Consider the following 19,468-nt stretch of genomic DNA (forward strand, 5'->3'; position numbering starts at 1 on the left):
GCTTATAATGCCCAGCGATTTTTTCCGCTTTTACTGCCAGCGCGGGTCGTTCTCTGTGTAGCCGGGACCCTGACGCCAAATTCATTCTTTACCCTGGATGTCCAAACGCCTTGATTCGTCTGCTGAAATTTTTCGGTTGGTCCATCGTCGCCGTTTTCTGCGGACTGCTTTTAGGTCTCAGTGGCGCCTATCTTTACCTTAGTCCGGGTTTGCCGTCCGTGGAGGCGCTGAGAAGCATTCAGTTGCAGATTCCTCTACGGGTATACAGCAGCGATAACAAGTTGATTGCAGAATTCGGCGAAATGCGCCGCACTCCGATCCGTTTCGCCGACATTCCCCCCAATTTCATTAATGCGTTACTAAGTGCTGAAGACGATAACTTCGCCAACCACTATGGCGTCGACCCGGGCAGCCTGATGCGTGCCGCGACCCAACTGGTCAAAAGCGGCCACATTCAATCCGGCGGCAGCACCATCACCATGCAGGTCGCGAAGAACTTCTTCCTGACCAGCGAACGCAGCTTCTCGCGCAAAACCACCGAAATCCTCCTGGCCCTGCAGATCGAGCGACAGCTGACCAAGGACGAAATCCTTGAGCTGTACGTCAACAAGATCTACCTGGGTAACCGCGCCTACGGCATCGAAGCCGCCGCGCAGGTCTACTACGGCAAATCGATTCGTGACGTCAGCCTGGCGCAGATGGCGATGATCGCCGGCCTGCCAAAAGCCCCCTCGCGCTTCAATCCGCTGGCCAACCCGGCCCGCAGTAAAGAGCGTCGCGACTGGATTCTTGGGCGCATGTACAAGCTCGGAAAAATCACCGAAGCCGACTACACCACCGCGATCAACGAACCACTGAACGCCAGCTATCACGTGCCGACCCCGGAAGTGAATGCACCGTACATCGCGGAAATGGCCCGTGCCGAAATGGTCGGCCGCTATGGCAGCGACGCCTATACCGAAGGTTTCCGCGTCACCACCACGGTGCCAAGCAATCTGCAGGAAATGGCCAATACCGCGCTCCACGAAGGCTTGATGACCTACGACCAGCGTCACGGCTATCGCGGTCCCGAGTCGCGCCTGCCGGGCAAGACCCGTGAAGCCTGGGCCACCGAGCTGACCAAGCAGCGCACCATCAGCAGCCTTGAGCCGGCCATCGTCACCCAGGTCGACAAGAACGGCCTGCAAGTGATGACCCGCACCGGTGACGAACACGTCAGCTGGGACACCATGAAATGGGCACGCCCCTTCCTCAACACCAACAGCATGGGCGCCAATCCGAAGCAGCCGGCGGACGTGGCCCAGGTCGGTGACCTGGTTCGTGTGCAGCGCCAGCCGGACAACTCGCTGAAGTTCAGCCAGATCCCGCAGGCGCAAGGTGCCTTGGTTTCCCTGGATCCACAGAACGGCGCCATTCGCTCGCTGGTTGGCGGTTTCGCTTTCGAGCAGAGCAATTACAACCGTGCCTTGCAGGCCAAGCGTCAGCCGGGCTCGAGCTTCAAGCCGTTCGTCTACAGCGCCGCCCTGGATAACGGCTATACCGCCGCCACCCTGGTGAACGACGCGCCGATCGTGTTTGTCGACGAGTACCTGGACAAGGTTTGGCGTCCGAAGAACGACACCAACACGTTCCTCGGCCCGATCCGCTTGCGCGAAGGCCTGTACAAGTCGCGTAACCTGGTGTCGATCCGTCTGCTGCAGGCCTTGGGCGTTGATCGCACCATCGACTACATCAGCAAGTTCGGCTTCAACAAGCAGGACCTGCCGCGCAACCTGTCCCTGGCCCTCGGCACCGCGACCCTCACGCCGATGGAAATCGCCACCGGCTGGAGCACATTCGCCAACGGCGGCTACAAGATCACGCCGTACATTATCGACAAGATCGACAGCCGCAACGGCGACACGCTGTTCGTCGCCAATCCGCCGAGCGTGCCTCAGGGCGATGCGGCGACCAGTGGCATTGCCGCACCGGTCTCCCAGTCGTTCACGGTCAACCCGCCCCCAGGCGAGGCCACGACCGCTCCCGGGGCGGTGCCGCAAACCCCGGCCCTGGCTGAACGTATCGTCGATGGCCGCACCACGTTCATTCTCAACAGCATGCTGGAAGACGTGATCAAGCGCGGCACCGGCCGTCGCGCACTGGCCTTGGGCCGCTCCGACATCGCAGGCAAGACCGGTACGACCAACGAATCCAAGGACGCCTGGTTCTCCGGTTACAACGCCGATTACGTGACCACGGTCTGGACCGGTTTCGACCAACCCGAGAGCCTTGGCCGCAGAGAGTTCGGCGGCACCGTCGCGCTGCCGATCTGGATGAACTACATGGCCGCCGCGCTCAAGGACAAGCCGCCGCACACGCAAGCGGAGCCGGAAGGCATCCTCAGTCTGCGGGTCGACCCGGTCAGCGGCCGTGCGGCCTCGCCAAGCACACCTGGGGCCTACTTCGAGCTGTTCAAGGCCGAAGACACGCCACCGTCGGCAAACGAACTGGGCAACGGCACCGCCCCGGGCAGCCCGCTGCCAGCGGACGAAGCGGCACCGATCGATTTGTTCTGATCCGGTGACGCAACAAAAAGCCCCGCCTTCGAGAGAAGTGCGGGGCTGATCGTTCCCACGCTCTGCGTGGGAATGCCTCTACGGACGCTCCGCGTTCGGCTACGAGCAGGGACGCGGAGCGTCCCGGGCTGCATTCCCACGCAGAGCGTGGGAACGATCAGCCGGCAGGCATAAAAAAGCCCCGACTCATGAGCCGGGGCTTTTGGTTGAGGCACTACAACGACTTAGCCGTTGAACACGTCATCCACGCTTTTCAGCGGGTAGTTCTTCGGATACGGCAGGGTCGCTACGCCGGTCTCGATGGCGGCTTTGGCCACGGCATCGGAGATCACGGTGATCAGGCGGGCATCCATTGGTTTCGGGATGATGTACTCACGACCGAATTCCAGCTTGATGCCGCCGTAGGCGTCGCACACTTCCTGGGGCACCGGCAGTTTGGCCAGCTCACGCAGGGCGTTTGCCGCGGCCACTTTCATTTCTTCGTTGATGCGCTTGGCGCGAACGTCCAGGGCACCGCGGAAGATGAACGGGAAGCCCAGTACGTTGTTGACCTGGTTCGGGTAGTCCGAACGGCCGGTGGCCATGATCACGTCGTCGCGGGTGGCGTGAGCCAGTTCCGGGGCGATTTCCGGATCCGGGTTGGAGCACGCGAACACGATCGGGTTGGCCGCCATGGACTTCAGGCCTTCGGCGCTCAGCAGGTTCGGGCCGGACAGGCCAACGAACACGTCTGCACCGGTCAGGGCGTCAGCCAGGGTGCGTTTTTCAGTCGCGTGAGCGAACACAGCCTTGTACTGGTTCAGGTCGTCACGGCCGGAGTGGATCACGCCGGTACGGTCAACCATGAAGATGTTTTCGATGTTGGCGCCCATGCTTACCAGCAACTTCATGCAGGAGATGGCGGCTGCACCAGCGCCCAGGCAGACGATCTTGGCGTCAGCAAGGGTTTTGCCAGCGATTTCCAGGGCGTTGATCATGCCGGCCGCGGTAACGATCGCGGTGCCGTGCTGGTCATCGTGGAATACCGGAATGTCGCACTGCTCGATCAGGGCACGTTCGATCTCAAAGCACTCAGGCGCCTTGATGTCTTCCAGGTTGATGCCACCGAAGGTGATGGAGATACGCTTGACGGTGTCGATGAAGGCTTGCGGGCTTTCGGAGTCGACTTCGATGTCGAACACGTCGATGCCGGCGAAGCGCTTGAACAACACGCCTTTACCTTCCATCACGGGTTTGGAAGCCAATGGGCCGAGGTTACCCAGACCGAGAATCGCGGTGCCATCGGAAATGACTGCAACCAGGTTGCCTTTGCCGGTGTATTTGTAGGCCAGTTCAGGATCGCGGGCGATTTCGCGTACTGGTTCGGCTACGCCGGGGCTGTAGGCCAGCGACAGGTCGCGGGCGGTAGCGGTGGCCTTGGTGAGCTCGACACTCAGCTTCCCTGGACGAGGATGGGCGTGATATTCGAGAGCGGCAGTTTTCAAATCAGACATGTGGGCATTCCGCTTTTTACTGTTGGACAGACGGACCGCCGAGGATACGCGTGTCGCAAAGTCCCTACAAGACTGACCGGTCACCCCTGTCAAGCGCCCGGCCCTGCGACTTTGGGCCAAGAGCCACGGAACACAAGGGATTGACTGTTCACAATCCAGATAAAAAATGTCTACAACTTTTTATCGAGAGGTCGTTTGCAGCATCGAAGGATCAGTCAGCGGCAGCAACCAGCGCGCCTGGCCCTCATCGAGTCCGCCACGGCGCGAGCGGTCCAGCACCCAGCCGCGGGCCTCGATCTGCTTGCCCTTCAGCCGCTCAAGCGCGGCAACATCGAATCGCCCCAGCACATTGGGTGCAACGCGCAATACAACCGAATCCTGCAACTCGATCCAAACCCCGCCGCGATTGCGCTGCACCTTGCTCACACGACCGCTGAGCACCGCGAAGCCGGACGCACGGATCTGCTGCGCTTTCAGTACAGGCGATTGCCGCCACAGCCCGAGGCCAGCCTGTCGGGCCGTTCGCTCCGCTGCTTGTTGGCAGCTCACCAAATCGACATTCGGCGCCACCGCCACCTGGAAACCGAGGCCCTCGGCGAGCATCTGCGCTTCGAGGTTGGCGCCTTTGACGCTGTAGACATGGGCCAACACGCGACCGTAGCGATCCTTGCCCTCTTTACCGGGCAGCAAACCGACCCGGCCATTGCTGGCGGCCACCAACGCTTCGAGGCGTTTGCGCGCGGCCACGGCGAAGGGTTCGTCGCTGCGACCTTGCTTGCCCAGTTCCGGAGTGTTCAAGCCGATCATGCGCACGCTGCGGCCGTCGCTCAGGCGCAGGGTGTCGCCGTCCACCACCCGTTGCACGGCGACAGGCGTCAAACCGCTCGGCGCCGGGCAAAAGGCCTGGGCGCCGGAAAGCCAAATCGCAGACACAAAAAAGGCGCCCACGAGGGACGCCTTTTTCATTAGCAAGGAAAAGCCCATAGGGCTCTTGAACCTTACTCTGCTGCTGCAGGTTTCTTGCCGAAGGCACCGAAACGGTCTGCGAAGCGCTGTACACGGCCGCCAGTATCCAGAGTCTTCTGCTTACCGGTGTAGAACGGGTGGCACTCGTTGCATACGTCAGTACCCAGTGGCTTGCACAGGTTCGAACGAGTTTCGAACTTGTTGCCGCAGCTGCAAGTTACTGCAATGACTTCGTACGCTGGATGGATATCGGCTTTCATGGTGTATTCCTCAGGCTAGCGTGCCGCCACTCAACACTATTGTTGAATACCGCACGTAATTAGGCCGCGGATTCTACCAGACATTCCTCATCACGCAAGCTGTCCCTTCTACCGACCGTCTGCTAGGCTCCCTGCCTTCTTCACCGCCCCATCATCGAGAAAACCTTCGCGTGCCCGACGCCATTTTGCGCCTCGCCCTGCCCTCGCCCCTGCGCCGCCTGTTCGATTACCGTGCCCCGGCCGGGGTCCTGCGCGCCCAGTTGCAGCCGGGTATGCGCCTGCGGGTACCGTTCGGCCGGCGGGAGATGATCGGCATTCTGGTCGAGGTCACCGACACCAGCGAAGTGCCGGTGGAAAAGCTCAAACCGGCCATCGCCCTGCTCGATGCCACACCGCCGCTGCCACCGGCGCTGTTCAAGCTGTGCCTGTGGACGTCCCAGTATTACCAGCACAGCCTCGGCGATACCTTGAGCTGGGCGCTGCCGGTGCTGCTGCGCCAGGGCGAACTGGCCGAAGCCCGCCAGGAGCGCTTCTGGTCCGCCGCCCCCGGCGCCAGCCTGGATGATCCGCGCATCGCTCGCGCTCCGCGTCAGCGTGAAGCCCTGGCCACGCTGGCCCAGCACCCCCACGGCGTCGCTCATCAGTTGCTGAGCAAATTGATGCTGAGCAAGGACAGCCTCGACCTGTTGCTGGCCAAAGACCTGGTGCAAGTCGAAATCCGCAAGCACGCCCCCGACGCCCGCCACGAACGCTGGCTGGCGCAACCGGAACTGCCGCTCAACCCGGAACAGCGCGCAGCCTACGAGGCGATCCGCGCCGGGTTCGACAGCTATCACGCGTTCCTGCTGGCCGGCGTCACCGGCAGTGGCAAGACCGAAGTCTATTTGCAGTTGATCCGCGAAACCCTCGAAGCCGGCAAGCAAGCGCTGGTGCTGATCCCGGAGATCAACCTCGGGCCGCAGACCCTGGCGCGCTTCGAGCAGCGCTTCAATGCGCGCATCGCGCTGATCCACTCGGCGGTCAATGATCGCGAACGCCTGGAAGCCTGGCTCGCCGCCCGGGACGGCGATGCCGACATTATTATCGGCACCCGTTCGGCGCTGTTCACGCCGATGAAAAACCCCGGCCTGATCATCATCGATGAAGAGCACGATGGCTCCTATAAACAGCAGGAAGGCCTGCGCTACCACGCTCGCGACCTGGCTCTGGTCCGGGCGCGGCAGGAAAACATCCCGATTGTCCTCGGCTCCGCCACGCCTTCGCTGGAAAGCCTGCATAACGCCTACACCGGCCGTTACGGTCTCCTACGCTTGAACGAGCGCGCTGGCGGCGCCAAGCAGCCACGCTTCCTACGCCTGGATGTGAAAAGTCGTCCGCTGGACAGCGGCATTTCCGGGCCGATGCAGCAAGCCATCGGTCAGACCCTGGCCGCCGGCCAGCAAGTATTGGTTTTTCTCAATCGCCGCGGCTTCGCCCCGACTTTGCTTTGCCACGACTGCGGCTGGATGTCCGAGTGTCAGCGCTGCGATGCACGGATGACCGTGCACCAACGCTCCGGCGAACTGCGCTGCCACCATTGCGGCTACGTCGAACGCGTGCCCCGGCATTGCCCGAAATGCGGCAAGGTCGATTTGCGGCCCGTCGGCGCGGGCACTGAGCGCGCCGAAGAGCGCCTGGCGATTCTGTTCCCGGACGTGCCGGTGCTGCGGGTCGATCGCGACAGCACCTCGCGCAAGGATGCGATGAATCAGCTGTTTGCAACGATTCAGAAAGGCCAGCCGTGCATTCTGGTCGGTACACAGATGCTTGCCAAAGGGCACCATTTTCCACGGGTGACGCTGGTGTCGATTCTCGATGCCGACGGCGGGCTATTCTCCGGCGACTTCCGCGCCAGCGAGCGCATGGCGCAGCTGATCGTCCAGGTCGCCGGCCGTGCGGGCCGGGCCGAAGAGCCGGGCAGAGTGATCATCCAGACGCACCTGGCCGACCATCCGCTGCTGGTGCAACTGACCGAACAGGGTTACTTCGCCTTTGCCGAACAGGCCTTGAGCGAACGCCGCGCCGCCGGCCTGCCGCCGTTTGCGCACCTGGCACTGCTGCGGGCCGAAGCGCACAAACCGGGGCAGGCCGAAGGCTTTCTCGATGAGGCGTGCAGCGAGGCGGAACGCTTGCTGGCGGAGCAGAATCTGAGCGGGATCGAATTGCTCGGACCGGTACCGGCACCGATGGAGCGTCGGGCCGGGCGTTATCGGGCGCAGTTGTTGTTGCAGGCTACGGCGCGGGCGCCGTTGCATCGGCTGCTCAGTAGCTGGTTGTTGGCGTTGGAGCAGATGCCGAGTGGGCGGGCGGTGCGTTGGTCGCTGGATGTTGATCCCGTCGACTTGTATTGATTGGAAGATTGCCTTCGCGGGCAAGCCTCGCTTCTACAGGTTATGTGTCGCTCGAAAATGATGCGGATGACACATAACCTGCAGGAGCGAGGCTTGCCCGCGAAGAGGCCCGATTTGTCACCACATATCCATAACCTGCCCGCTATAGTTGGCAAGCACGTCCGTGCCACGGATAATGCCCAGTTTTTCCACTAGCGCATCCAGGCGCCGCCGCGCTTGCGGTCGAAAGAGAACACCATGAAAGACACCATTCGCCAGCTGATCCAACAAGCCATCACCCAACTCGTCAACGAAGGTGTGTTGCCTGAAGGCCTGTCGCCGGCGATCCAGGTGGAAAACTCCCGCGACAAGAAAAACGGCGACTTCGCCAGCAACATCGCGATGATGCTGGCCAAACCGGCGGGCATGAAACCCCGCGACCTGGCCGAGAAAATCATCGCGGCCCTGCCGGCTGACGAAAACGTCACCAAGACCGAAATCGCCGGGCCGGGCTTCCTGAATTTCTTCCAGAACACTGACGCCCTGGCCTCGCGCCTGGACGCCGCCCTGGCCGACAAGAACATCGGCGTGCGCAAGGCCAGCCCAGTGCAGCGCACTGTGGTAGACCTTTCCGCACCGAACCTGGCCAAAGAGATGCACGTCGGCCACTTGCGCTCGACCATCATCGGCGACGGCGTGGCGCGGGTGCTGGAGTTCCTCGGCGACACCGTGATCCGGCAAAACCACGTTGGCGACTGGGGCACCCAGTTCGGCATGCTGATGGCCTACCTGCAGGAAAACCCGATCACCAGCGACGAGCTGTCGGACCTGGAAAACTTCTACCGCGCCGCCAAGCAACGCTTCGACGAATCCGAAGAGTTCGCCGACCGTGCCCGCGGCCTGGTGGTCAAGCTGCAGGCCGGCGACGCCGAGTGCCTGGCGCTGTGGACGCGCTTCCGCGATATCTCGCTGTCCCACTGCCAAGCGATCTACGAACAACTGAACGTCAAACTGACCATGGCCGACGTGATGGGCGAAAGTGCCTACAACGACGACCTGATAAACGTGGTCAACGACCTCAAGGCCGCCGGCCTGCTGGTCGAGAGCAACGGCGCCCAGTGCGTGTTCCTCGACGAATTCAAGAATGCCGACGGCGACCCGCTGCCGGTGATCATCGTCAAGGCCGACGGCGGCTACCTCTACGCCACCACTGACCTGGCGGCCGTGCGCTACCGCAGCGGCAAACTGAAGGCTGATCGCGCGCTGTACTTCGTCGACCAGCGTCAGGCCCTGCACTTCCAGCAAGTGTTCCAGGTCGCACGCCTGGCCGGTTTCGTGACGCACCCGATGGAAATGGAACACATGGGCTTCGGCACCATGAACGGCGCCGATGGCCGTCCGTTCAAGACCCGTGACGGCGGCACCGTGAAACTGGTCGATCTACTGACCGAAGCCAAGGACCGCGCCTATACCCTGGTGAAAGAGAAAAACCCGGAGCTGGCCGAAGACGATTTGCGCAACATCGCCAAGGTCGTGGGCATCGGCGCGGTGAAATACGCCGACCTGTCGAAGCACCGCACCAGCGACTACAGCTTCAACTTCGACCTGATGCTGAACTTCGAAGGCAACACCGCGCCGTACCTGCTGTATGCCTACACCCGCGTCGCCGGTGTGTTCCGCAAGCTCGGCAAGGACTTCAGCGAAGTCGAAGGCCAGATCGTCCTCGAAGCGCCGCACGAACACGAACTGGCGGCCAAACTGGCGCAATTCGGCGAAGTGTTGAACAACGTTTCCGATAAAGGAACGCCGCACATTTTGTGCACCTACCTGTACGATGTCGCCGGCCTGTTCTCCAGCTTCTACGAGAACTGCCCGATCCTCACCGCCGACACTCCGGCGCAAATGCAGAGCCGCCTGCGCCTCGCCGCGCTGACCGGCCGCACACTCAAGCAAGGCCTGGAACTCTTGGGTCTGGAAACTCTGGAGCGTATGTAAGTTGGCTGCCAAGAAAAAACCTGCACCCAAGCGTGGCGCCAGTCGTTACACCGCTCCTGCCAAGCAGCCGATCCCGGGCTGGCTGTGGATGGCCATCGGCCTGACGGTCGGTGCGTTCATCGTGTTCCTGATGAAGCTGGAGCCGGGCAAGGGCAGCGAAAGCGCCAAGCGCGAGAAGATCGAGCAGCAGAAAGCCAGCAAGATCGCCGAGGCCAACAAGACCCCGCCGAGCCCGACGCAACCGGTGAAGCCGAAGTACGACTTCTACACCTTGCTGCCGGAATCGGAAGTGATCGTGCCGCCGGACGCCGTGCCGGAGAAAACCCTGCCGACGCCGCAAGTGCCGACAGTTCCGACGACGCCGGTAACGCCGGAGCAAGCAGCGAAGATCGACACCGCGCGGGCCCAGGCAGCGTTGGCCGGGATTACCCCGCCACCGCCACCACCGGTTTCCAAAGCGGCGCCGGTGACCAAGTTCTTCCTGCAGGCCGGTTCGTTCCGCAAAGAGGCTGATGCCGATAAGGTTCGCGCGCAGATCATCTTGCTCGGCCAGGCCGTGGCGGTTGAGTCCGGCATGGTCAAGGATGAAACCTGGTATCGGGTCTTGGTCGGGCCGTTCAGCAACCGCGAACAACTGACCACCGCCCAGAAACAACTGGCCGGCAGCGGTTTCAGCAACCTGTTGTTACAACAACGCCAGAGCCGCTGACCGTCCTCCAATCATTCCCACGCTCCGCGTGGGAATGCCTCAAAGGGACGCTCCGCGTCCAGTGACGCGGAGCGTCACGGGCTGCATTCCCACGCGGAGCGTGGGAACGATCAGTACTCACGCCGCTCGTCCTCTCTCCCGCCCTGCAGTTGAAAAAATCTCCACCACCCCCATATGAGTTGGCATAAGGCATTTTCGCCCCGCTGCGTGGAGACTCTCCCTTGACCACCATCGTTTCAGTTCGCCGCCACGGCAAAGTCGTCATGGGCGGCGACGGCCAGGTTTCGCTCGGCAATACCGTGATGAAAGGCAACGCGAAGAAAGTTCGTCGCCTGTACCACGGTCAGGTCATCGCCGGTTTTGCCGGGGCTACCGCTGACGCCTTCACCCTGTTCGAGCGCTTTGAAGGCCAGCTCGAAAAACATCAGGGCCACCTGGTTCGTGCCGCCGTCGAACTCGCCAAAGAATGGCGCACCGACCGCTCCCTCAGCCGCCTCGAAGCCATGCTCGCGGTCGCCAACAAAGACGCATCCCTGATCATTACCGGCAACGGTGACGTGGTCGAACCCGAAGAAGGCCTGATCGCCATGGGTTCCGGTGGCGGCTACGCTCAAGCGGCAGCCAGCGCCTTGCTGAAGAAAACCGACCTGTCGGCCCGGGAAATCGTCGAAACCGCGCTCGGCATCGCCGGCGACATCTGTGTATTCACCAACCACACCTTCACCATTGAGGAGCAGGACCTCGCCGAGTAAGCCTGTTTAGGCCTTAGTGCCACGGCTCGCTTTTGCCAGAGGACCGCCAATTACTATGTCCATGACTCCCCGTGAAATCGTCCACGAACTCAATCGCCATATCATCGGCCAGGACGATGCCAAGCGCGCCGTCGCCATCGCGCTGCGTAACCGCTGGCGCCGGATGCAGCTGCCGGAAGAGCTGCGTGTTGAAGTAACGCCAAAGAACATCCTGATGATCGGCCCGACCGGTGTCGGTAAAACCGAGATTGCCCGTCGCCTGGCCAAACTGGCCAACGCGCCGTTCATCAAGGTCGAAGCGACCAAGTTCACCGAAGTCGGCTATGTCGGCCGTGACGTCGAGTCGATCATTCGTGACCTGGCTGACGCGGCGATCAAGCTGCTGCGCGAACAGGAAATGACCAAGGTTCGCCACCGCGCCGAAGACGCTGCCGAAGATCGCATCCTCGATGCCCTGCTGCCGCCGGCACGCATGGGTTTCAGCAACGAGGAATCGACGTCGTCTGCCGATTCCAACACCCGTCAGCTGTTCCGCAAGCGCCTGCGTGAAGGTCAGCTGGATGACAAGGAGATCGAAATCGAAGTCGCCGAAGTGGCGGGCGTCGATATCTCCGCGCCACCGGGCATGGAAGAGATGACCAACCAGTTGCAAAGCCTGTTCGCCAACATGGGCAAGGGCAAAAAGAAAAGCCGCAAGCTCAAGGTCAAGGAAGCACTGAAACTGGTGCGTGACGAAGAAGCCGGGCGTCTGGTCAACGACGAAGAGTTGAAGGCCAAGGCCCTGGAAGCAGTCGAGCAGCATGGCATCGTGTTCATCGACGAAATCGACAAGGTCGCCAAGCGCGGCAATTCCGGTGGCGTCGACGTCTCCCGCGAAGGTGTGCAGCGTGATTTGCTGCCGCTGATCGAAGGCTGCACCGTCAACACCAAGCTGGGCATGGTCAAGACTGACCACATCCTGTTTATCGCCTCCGGCGCGTTCCACCTGAGCAAGCCGAGCGATCTGGTGCCTGAGCTGCAGGGTCGCCTGCCGATTCGCGTCGAACTGAAAGCCCTGACCCCGGAAGACTTCGAGCGCATTCTCAGCGAGCCGCACGCGTCGCTCACTGAGCAATACTGCGCACTGCTGAAAACCGAAGGCCTGACCATCGAGTTCCAGCCGGACGGGATCAAGCGCATCGCCGAGATCGCCTGGCAGGTCAACGAGAAAACCGAGAACATCGGTGCCCGTCGCCTGCACACGCTGCTTGAGCGTCTGCTGGAAGAGGTGTCGTTCAGCGCCGGTGACCTGGCCAGCGCCCACGATGACAAGGTGATCCTGATCGACGCCGAGTACGTCAACAGCCACCTCGGCGAATTGGCGCAGAACGAAGACCTGTCCCGTTATATCCTGTAAGCCAAGCGACCCTCTGTAGGAGCACAGCTTGCTGGCGATGGCGTACTTGAAATCGCCATCGCCGGCAAGCCGTGCTCCTACAGGAGTCAGACCACGCGCCTACAGACGGACTCCAGGTCATGACCCAACTCCCCACCGACATCAAACTGCACAAAGCCTCGAAAACCCTGTCGCTGAAATACGCGTCCGGCGAGGAATTTCACCTGCCCGCCGAGTTCCTGCGCGTGCACTCTCCTTCCGCCGAGGTCCAGGGCCACGGCAAACCTATCCTGCAATTTGGCAAAATCGCCGTCGGCTTGAGCAAAGTAGAACCGGCCGGTCAGTACGCACTGAAATTGACTTTCGATGACGGCCACGACAGCGGCCTGTTCACCTGGGAATATCTGTACCAGTTGGCGGTACGCCAGGAAGACCTCTGGAACGATTATCTTGCCGAGCTCAAAGCCGCCGGCAAAACCCGCGACCCGAGCCAGTCCATCGTCAAGCTGATGCTCTAGGTCAGGCCTCTTGCTCTTTAGAGGGCATTTTCTAATTTCATCTGTTTGAATGCTCCGCTGCGGCGTCGAGGATCGGCCCGCTTGCGAAAAAAATTAAACTCGGGTAACCAATGGAACTGGCAAGTTCCCTGCAGTGCTCTGTGAACTAGAAAGCAGCATTTGCGTTGTGGAATTAACGGTCACCCGAGCAGCAGTACCTGGCATTGGCTGTGTGACTTCTCAGCTGGACCCGGGTACTCGTCTCAGGACAATGGAGCGTCGTAGATGAGTAACAAGAACAACGATGACCTGAAGTACCAAGCCTCGGAAAACACCCTGGGGCTTAATCCTGTTGTTGGGCTGCGTGGAAAGGATCTACTGGCTTCTGCTCGGATGGTGCTCAGGCAGGCCATCAAACAACCGATTCACAGCGTCAAGCATGTCGCTCATTTCAGCCTCGAACTCAAGAATGTGTTGTTCGGTAAATCCGAGCTGCACCCGCCAGGCGATGACCGTCGCTTTGCCGATCCGGCCTGGAGCCAGAACCCGCTCTACAAACGTTATCTGCAAACCTACCTGGCGTGGCGCAAGGAACTCCATGCCTGGATCGACGACAGCAGCCTGTCGCCCAAAGACGTCGCCCGCGGGCACTTCGTGATCAACCTCATGACCGAAGCCATGGCCCCGACCAACAGTGCGGCCAACCCGGCGGCGGTCAAGCGCTTCTTCGAAACCGGCGGCAAGAGCCTGCTCGACGGCCTCTCCCATCTGGCCAAGGACATCGTGCACAACGGCGGCATGCCGAGCCAGGTCAACATGGGTGCCTTCGAAGTCGGCAAATCCCTGGGCGTGACCGAAGGCGCGGTGGTATTTCGCAACGACGTGCTGGAGCTGATCCAGTACCGACCGATCACCGAGCAGGTGCACGAGCGCCCATTGCTGGTGGTACCGCCGCAGATCAACAAGTTCTACGTATTCGACCTGAGCCCGGACAAGAGCCTGGCGCGCTTCTGCCTGCGCAACAACGTGCAGACCTTTATCGTCAGCTGGCGCAACCCGACCAAGGAACAACGCGAGTGGGGCCTGTCCACCTATATTGAAGCGCTCAAGGAAGCGGTTGATGTGGTCATGGCGATTACCGGCAGCAAAGACGTGAACATGCTCGGCGCCTGCTCCGGCGGCATCACCTGCACCGCCCTGCTGGGCCACTACGCGGCGATCGGCGAGAAGAAGGTCAACGCCCTGACTTTGCTGGTGAGCGTGCTGGACACCACCCTGGACAGCGACGTGGCCCTGTTCGTCGACGAGCAGACCCTCGAAGCCGCCAAGCGCCATTCCTACCAGGCCGGTGTGCTGGAAGGCCGCGACATGGCGAAGGTCTTTGCCTGGATGCGCCCCAACGACCTGATCTGGAACTACTGGGTCAACAACTACCTGCTCGGCAACGAGCCGCCAGTGTTCGACATCCTGTTCTGGAACAACGACACCACCCGCTTGCCGGCCGCATTCCACGGCGACCTGATCGAGATGTTCAAAAGTAATCCACTGATCCGCGCCAACGCCCTGGAAGTGTGCGGCACGCCGATCGACCTGAAGCAGGTCACGGCCGACATCTTTTCCCTGGCCGGCACCAACGACCACATTACGCCGTGGAAGTCCTGCTACAAGTCGGCGCAACTGTTCGGTGGTAACGTTGAATTCGTCCTGTCCAGCAGCGGGCATATCCAGAGCATCCTCAACCCGCCGGGCAACCCGAAGTCGCGCTACATGACCAGCGCCGACATGCCGGTGAAGGCCGAGGACTGGCAAGAGAACTCGACCAAGCACACCGATTCCTGGTGGCTGCACTGGCAAGCGTGGCAAGCCGAGCGTTCGGGCAAGTTGAAGAAATCCCCGACCACTCTGGGCAACAAAACCTACACGGCGGGCGAAGCTGCGCCGGGTACCTACGTGCATGAGCGGTAACTGACACACCTCGCCCTTGTAGGAGCGAAGCTTGCTCGCGAAAGCGGTCGTTCATTCAACGTAGATGTCGACTGGACTGACCTCTTCGCGAGCAAGCTTCGCTCCTACAGGGATCGGGGATGAATTCACCCACAGGGCCTGAAGCATGCCGCAACCGTTCATTTTTCGTACCGTCGACCTGGATGGCCAGACCCTCCGCACCGCGGTACGCCCCGGCAAGCCTCACTTGACGCCCTTGCTGATTTTCAACGGCATCGGCGCCAACCTGGAGCTGGTGTTTCCGTTCGTCGCAGCGCTGGACCCGGACCTGGAAGTCATCGCCTTCGACGTTCCCGGGGTCGGCGGCTCGTCAACGCCGAATCACCCGTATCGCTTCCCGGGATTGGCAAAACTCACGGCACGGATGCTCGACTATCTCGACTATGGGCAAGTCAACGTGATCGGCGTGTCCTGGGGCGGCGCCCTGGCGCAGCAGTTCGCCTATGACTATCCCGAACGCTGCAAGAAACTGGTCCTCGCGGCCACGGCGGCGGGTGCAGTGATGGTGCCCGGCAAGCCGAAAGTGTTGTGGATGATGGCCAGCCCCAGGCGTTATATCCAGCCGTCCCACGTGATCCGCATTGCACCGATGATCTACGGCGGCTCGTTCCGCCGCGACCCGACGCTGGCGGCCAGCCATGCGGCGAAGGTGCGTTCGGCGGGCAAGCTCGGTTACTACTGGCAGCTGTTCGCCGGCCTCGGCTGGACCAGCATTCACTGGCTGCACAAGATCCACCAGCCGACGCTGGTACTGGCCGGCGATGATGATCCGCTGATCCCGCTGATCAACATGCGCATCCTGGCCTGGCGGATTCCCAACGCCCAGCTGCACATCATCGATGATGGGCATCTGTTCCTGATTACCCGCGCCGAAGCGGTGGCGCCGATCATCATGAAATTCCTCGAGGAAGAACGGCAGCGTGCGGTGATGCATCCGCATCCCACGCCATTGGGCGGCTAATCCGCCGTTTAGTCGACGGAAAGGGAATGGCAGGACGCCGTTCCGCGCAACAACCCGCAACAGCGTCTATGGTGTTCTGGTTCGGTGTGTTTGTTTTTGGCCTGAAGACGAAGGAGTGTTGATTCATGCGCGAAAAACCAGCGAGGGAGTTTTTGCCCACTCCCGCCGCGTTCATCAACGCACAGAGTGCGATTACCGGCCTGCGTGGTCGGGATCTGTTTTCGACCCTGCGCAGTGTTGCCGCCCATGGTTTGCGCAACCCGGTGCACAGCGCCCGGCACGCCCTGAAACTGGGTGGCCAGTTGGGTCGTGTGCTGTTGGGGGAAACCCTGCACCCGACCAACCCGCAGGACAGTCGCTTTGCCGACCCGGCGTGGAGTCTCAACCCGTTCTATCGGCGCAGTTTGCAGGCTTATCTGAGCTGGCAGAAACAGGTCAAGAGCTGGATCGACGAGAGCGCCATGAGCCCGGATGATCGGGCCCGCGCCCACTTCGCTTTTGCTCTGCTCAACGACGCCGTGGCGCCGTCCAACACCTTGCTCAATCCGCTGGCGATCAAGGAGATCTTCAACTCCGGCGGCAACAGTCTGGTGCGTGGTGTCGGGCATCTGATCGACGATTTCCTGCACAACGATGGCTTGCCCCGGCAGGTCACAAAACAAGCCTTCGAGGTCGGTAAAACCGTCGCCACCACCACCGGCTCAGTGGTGTTTCGCAACGAGTTGCTGGAGCTGATCCAGTACAAGCCAATGAGTGAAAAGCAGTATTCAAAACCGCTGCTGGTGGTGCCGCCGCAGATCAACAAGTACTACATTTTCGACCTGAGCCCGCACAACAGCTTCGTCCAGTTCGCCCTGAAAAACGGTTTGCAAACCTTCATGATCAGCTGGCGCAACCCGGATGTGCGCCATCGCGAATGGGGGTTGTCGACCTACGTCGAAGCAGTGGAAGAAGCGATGAACGTCTGCCGGGCGATCACTGGCGCGCGCGAGGTCAACCTGATGGGCGCTTGTGCTGGCGGGCTGACCATTGCCGCGCTGCAAGGGCATCTCCAGGCCAAGCGGCAACTGCGGCGGGTGTCGAGCGCGACCTATCTGGTGAGCCTGCTCGACAGTCAGATGGACAGCCCGGCCACCCTGTTCGCTGACGAACAGACCCTGGAAGCAGCCAAGCGCCGCTCCTATCAAAAGGGTGTGCTCGATGGTCGCGACATGGCCAAGGTGTTCGCCTGGATGCGTCCCAACGATTTGATCTGGAGCTACTTCGTCAACAACTACCTGCTGGGCAAGGAGCCGCCGGCGTTCGACATTCTCTACTGGAACAACGACAACACGCGGCTGCCGGCGGCGTTCCACGGCGACCTGCTGGACTTCTTCAAGCACAACCCGCTGAGCCATCCGGGTGGTCTTGAGGTGTGCGGCACGCCAATCGACTTGCAGAAAGTCACGGTCGACAGTTTCAGCGTGGCCGGCATGAACGATCACATCACCCCGTGGGATGCGGTGTATCGCTCGACGCTGTTGCTGGGCGGCGAACGGCGCTTCGTGCTGTCCAACAGCGGCCATGTGCAGAGCATTCTCAACCCGCCTTCCAACCCGAAAGCCAACTTCGTCGAAAGCCCGAAATTGAGCAGCGACCCACGGGCCTGGTATTACGACGCCAAGCAAACCGATGGCAGTTGGTGGACACCATGGTTGAGCTGGATTCAGGAACGCTCCGGGGCACAAAAAGAAACCCACATGGCCCTCGGCAACCAGAACTATCCACCGATGGAAGCCGCTCCCGGCACTTACGTCCGCGTGCGCTGACGCTCAAACCACCACGGCCGCCGCCGGCCGTGGCATGACTCGACCATTAAGAAGACTGGATGAAAACCCGCGACCGGATCCTCGAATGTGCCCTGCAGTTGTTCAATCACAAGGGCGAACCGAACGTCTCCACCATGGAAGTTGCCAACGAAATGGGGATCAGCCCCGGCAACCTCTACTACCACTTCCACGGCAAGGAACCGCTGATTCTGGGGTTGTTCGAACGCTTCCAGAATGAATTGGCGCCGCTGCTCGATCCGCCTTCCGATGTGGAACTGGGCCCCGAAGATTACTGGCTGTTCCTGCACCTGATCGTCGAGCGCCTGGCGCATTACCGGTTTCTGTTCCAGGACCTGTCGAACCTCGCCGGCCGCCTGCCGAAACTGGCCAAGGGTATCCGCAACCTGCTCAATGCCCTGAAGCGCACATTGGCTTCGTTGCTGGCACGGCTGAAGGCTCAGGGGCAATTGGTCAGCGATACCCAGGCGTTGGGGCAACTGGTGGAACAGATCACCATGACGTTGCTGTTCTCACTGGACTATCAGCGGATTCTGGATCGCGAAGGGGAAGTGAGGTTGGTGGTGTACCAGATCATGATGCTGGTGGCGCCGCACTTGCTGCCGCCGATCAAGGCTGCGACGGAGCAACTGGCCCTTCAATACCTGGAAGAACACGAGTGAGTCAGTTGGAACCACCCCATTCATCACTACAACCCGCGCATAAAAAAACGCCCGACCTTTGCAGGCCGGGCGTGATCGTTCCCATGCTCCGCGTGGGAATGCAGCCGGTGACGCTCTGCGTCACTGCCGCAGTGGACGCGGAGCGTCCGTTGAGGCATTCCCACGCAGAGCGTGGGAACGATCATCAGGACTGACTGGTTGGCGTCGATGGAGCTGGCGCGGCAGTCGGGGTTACAGCAGGGGTCGGCGCTGCAGCGGAGTTCGCTGAAGTGGCCGGGGTTGCCGGTTTGGCGGCAGCCACTGCTGGTTTTGGCGCGGCGGCTTTTGGAGCGGCCGGTTTTTTCACCGCTGGCTTCTTCGCTGCGGCAGGTTTTGCCGCTGGCTTGGCTGCAGGTTTTGCCGCTGCGGTTTTGGCAGCTGGTTTCGCTGCTGTTTTAGCCGCTGGTTTTGCCGCGGCTTTGGCAGCGACCGGTTTGGCTGCTGGCTTGGCTGCTGCAGGTTTTGCTGCGGCCGTTTTGGCGGCTGGTTTGGCAGCCGGTTTCGCGGCAGCTTTAGCCAGTGGCTTGGCAGCAGTTTTAGCCGCTGGTTTGGCCGCTGCGGTTTTCGCCGCAACAGGCGCAACCTTGGCACCGGTGAGTTTTTCGATTTGCTTGGTCAGGGTATCGACCTTGCTGTGCAGTGCCTTCACCTCATTGCGGCTCGGAACACCCAGGCGCGAAATGGCGCTGTTCAGGCGCTTGTCGAAAGCCCCTTCCAGCTCATCCCACTTGCCCAGTGCACGGTCTTTCACGCCGCTGATGCGCGACTTGGCCGTCGAAGCGGAGTCCTTGGCGGCGTCGACTTTTTTGCCAACAGCGCTTTTGGTGAGCTTCTCGGCTTTCTCGCCGTCTTTAACCAATGTATCGAAGAGTTTGCTGCCGTCAGTGTCGATCTTCGAATACACGCCTAAACCAGCCAGCCAGATTTTGCGGGAGTAGTCTTCGACTTTCCCGATCCACGAGCTGCCTTCTTTTTCAGTATTCTTTTTACCAGCCATCCCGTTCT

The 19,468-nt window shown here is 61.1% G+C and carries 15 protein-coding genes; 11 read left to right on the plus strand and 4 right to left on the minus strand.

What is annotated here, in order from left to right:
• Positions 1-113 precede the first annotated feature (113 nt).
• Positions 114-2,555 carry a penicillin-binding protein 1A gene (locus tag HKK52_RS18300; protein ID WP_429528431.1) on the plus strand — a complete coding sequence of 814 codons (2,442 nt, stop codon included), beginning with the start codon at positions 114-116 and terminating at the stop codon, positions 2,553-2,555.
• A gap of 224 nt (positions 2,556-2,779) precedes the next feature.
• Here the strand turns inward: HKK52_RS18300 and HKK52_RS18305 are convergent, their stop codons facing one another.
• The 3 genes from HKK52_RS18305 to rpmE all read right to left on the minus strand — a co-directional run bounded on the left by HKK52_RS18305 (position 2,780) and on the right by rpmE (position 5,274).
• Positions 2,780-4,048, minus strand: a complete 1,269-nt coding sequence (locus HKK52_RS18305; RefSeq protein ID WP_054054610.1) for a malic enzyme-like NAD(P)-binding protein — start codon at positions 4,046-4,048, stop codon at positions 2,780-2,782.
• 180 nt (positions 4,049-4,228) lie between these two features.
• Positions 4,229-5,032 carry a thermonuclease family protein gene (locus tag HKK52_RS18310; protein ID WP_169371995.1) on the minus strand — a complete coding sequence of 268 codons (804 nt, stop codon included), beginning with the start codon at positions 5,030-5,032 and terminating at the stop codon, positions 4,229-4,231.
• 14 nt (positions 5,033-5,046) lie between these two features.
• On the minus strand, positions 5,047-5,274 hold the full coding sequence (gene rpmE, locus HKK52_RS18315) for a 50S ribosomal protein L31 (RefSeq protein ID WP_169371996.1): 228 nt from the start codon (positions 5,272-5,274) through the stop codon (positions 5,047-5,049).
• A gap of 170 nt (positions 5,275-5,444) precedes the next feature.
• Between rpmE and HKK52_RS18320 the strand changes: the two genes are divergently transcribed.
• The 10 genes from HKK52_RS18320 (at position 5,445) to HKK52_RS18365 (ending at position 18,424) form a co-directional block, all read left to right on the plus strand.
• Positions 5,445-7,664 carry a primosomal protein N' gene (locus tag HKK52_RS18320; RefSeq protein WP_169371997.1) on the plus strand — a complete coding sequence of 740 codons (2,220 nt, stop codon included), beginning with the start codon at positions 5,445-5,447 and terminating at the stop codon, positions 7,662-7,664.
• 237 nt (positions 7,665-7,901) lie between these two features.
• The gene (gene argS, locus HKK52_RS18325) at positions 7,902-9,638 is read left to right on the plus strand and encodes an arginine--tRNA ligase (protein WP_169371998.1); all 1,737 of its coding nucleotides are present in this window, start codon (positions 7,902-7,904) and stop codon (positions 9,636-9,638) included.
• 1 nt (position 9,639) lies between these two features.
• Positions 9,640-10,347 (plus strand): SPOR domain-containing protein, encoded by a 708-nt coding sequence (locus tag HKK52_RS18330; RefSeq protein WP_169371999.1) that lies wholly within the window; start codon positions 9,640-9,642, stop codon positions 10,345-10,347.
• Positions 10,348-10,568: 221 nt separating this feature from the next.
• Positions 10,569-11,099, plus strand: a complete 531-nt coding sequence (gene hslV, locus HKK52_RS18335; protein WP_007899242.1) for an ATP-dependent protease subunit HslV — start codon at positions 10,569-10,571, stop codon at positions 11,097-11,099.
• 55 nt (positions 11,100-11,154) lie between these two features.
• The gene (hslU, locus tag HKK52_RS18340) at positions 11,155-12,495 is read left to right on the plus strand and encodes an ATP-dependent protease ATPase subunit HslU (protein ID WP_133837878.1); all 1,341 of its coding nucleotides are present in this window, start codon (positions 11,155-11,157) and stop codon (positions 12,493-12,495) included.
• Between the two features lie 119 nt (positions 12,496-12,614).
• On the plus strand, positions 12,615-12,992 hold the full coding sequence (locus tag HKK52_RS18345) for a gamma-butyrobetaine hydroxylase-like domain-containing protein (RefSeq protein ID WP_092274514.1): 378 nt from the start codon (positions 12,615-12,617) through the stop codon (positions 12,990-12,992).
• Positions 12,993-13,256: 264 nt separating this feature from the next.
• Positions 13,257-14,936: a class II poly(R)-hydroxyalkanoic acid synthase gene (phaC, locus tag HKK52_RS18350; protein WP_169372000.1), complete on the plus strand. Its 1,680-nt coding sequence runs from the start codon at positions 13,257-13,259 to the stop codon at positions 14,934-14,936.
• Between the two features lie 145 nt (positions 14,937-15,081).
• Positions 15,082-15,936 (plus strand): poly(3-hydroxyalkanoate) depolymerase, encoded by an 855-nt coding sequence (phaZ, locus tag HKK52_RS18355; protein WP_133837875.1) that lies wholly within the window; start codon positions 15,082-15,084, stop codon positions 15,934-15,936.
• Between the two features lie 125 nt (positions 15,937-16,061).
• Positions 16,062-17,744, plus strand: coding sequence for a class II poly(R)-hydroxyalkanoic acid synthase (phaC, locus tag HKK52_RS18360; protein ID WP_169372001.1), 1,683 nt, complete (start codon positions 16,062-16,064; stop codon positions 17,742-17,744).
• A gap of 59 nt (positions 17,745-17,803) precedes the next feature.
• Positions 17,804-18,424, plus strand: coding sequence for a TetR/AcrR family transcriptional regulator (locus HKK52_RS18365; protein WP_149659161.1), 621 nt, complete (start codon positions 17,804-17,806; stop codon positions 18,422-18,424).
• A gap of 184 nt (positions 18,425-18,608) precedes the next feature.
• Here the strand turns inward: HKK52_RS18365 and HKK52_RS18370 are convergent, their stop codons facing one another.
• Positions 18,609-19,460, minus strand: coding sequence for a phasin family protein (locus HKK52_RS18370; protein WP_169372002.1), 852 nt, complete (start codon positions 19,458-19,460; stop codon positions 18,609-18,611).
• Positions 19,461-19,468 lie beyond the last annotated feature (8 nt).

This window comes from Pseudomonas sp. ADAK2, assembly GCF_012935755.1.
Classification (GTDB): Bacteria; Pseudomonadota; Gammaproteobacteria; order Pseudomonadales; family Pseudomonadaceae; genus Aquipseudomonas.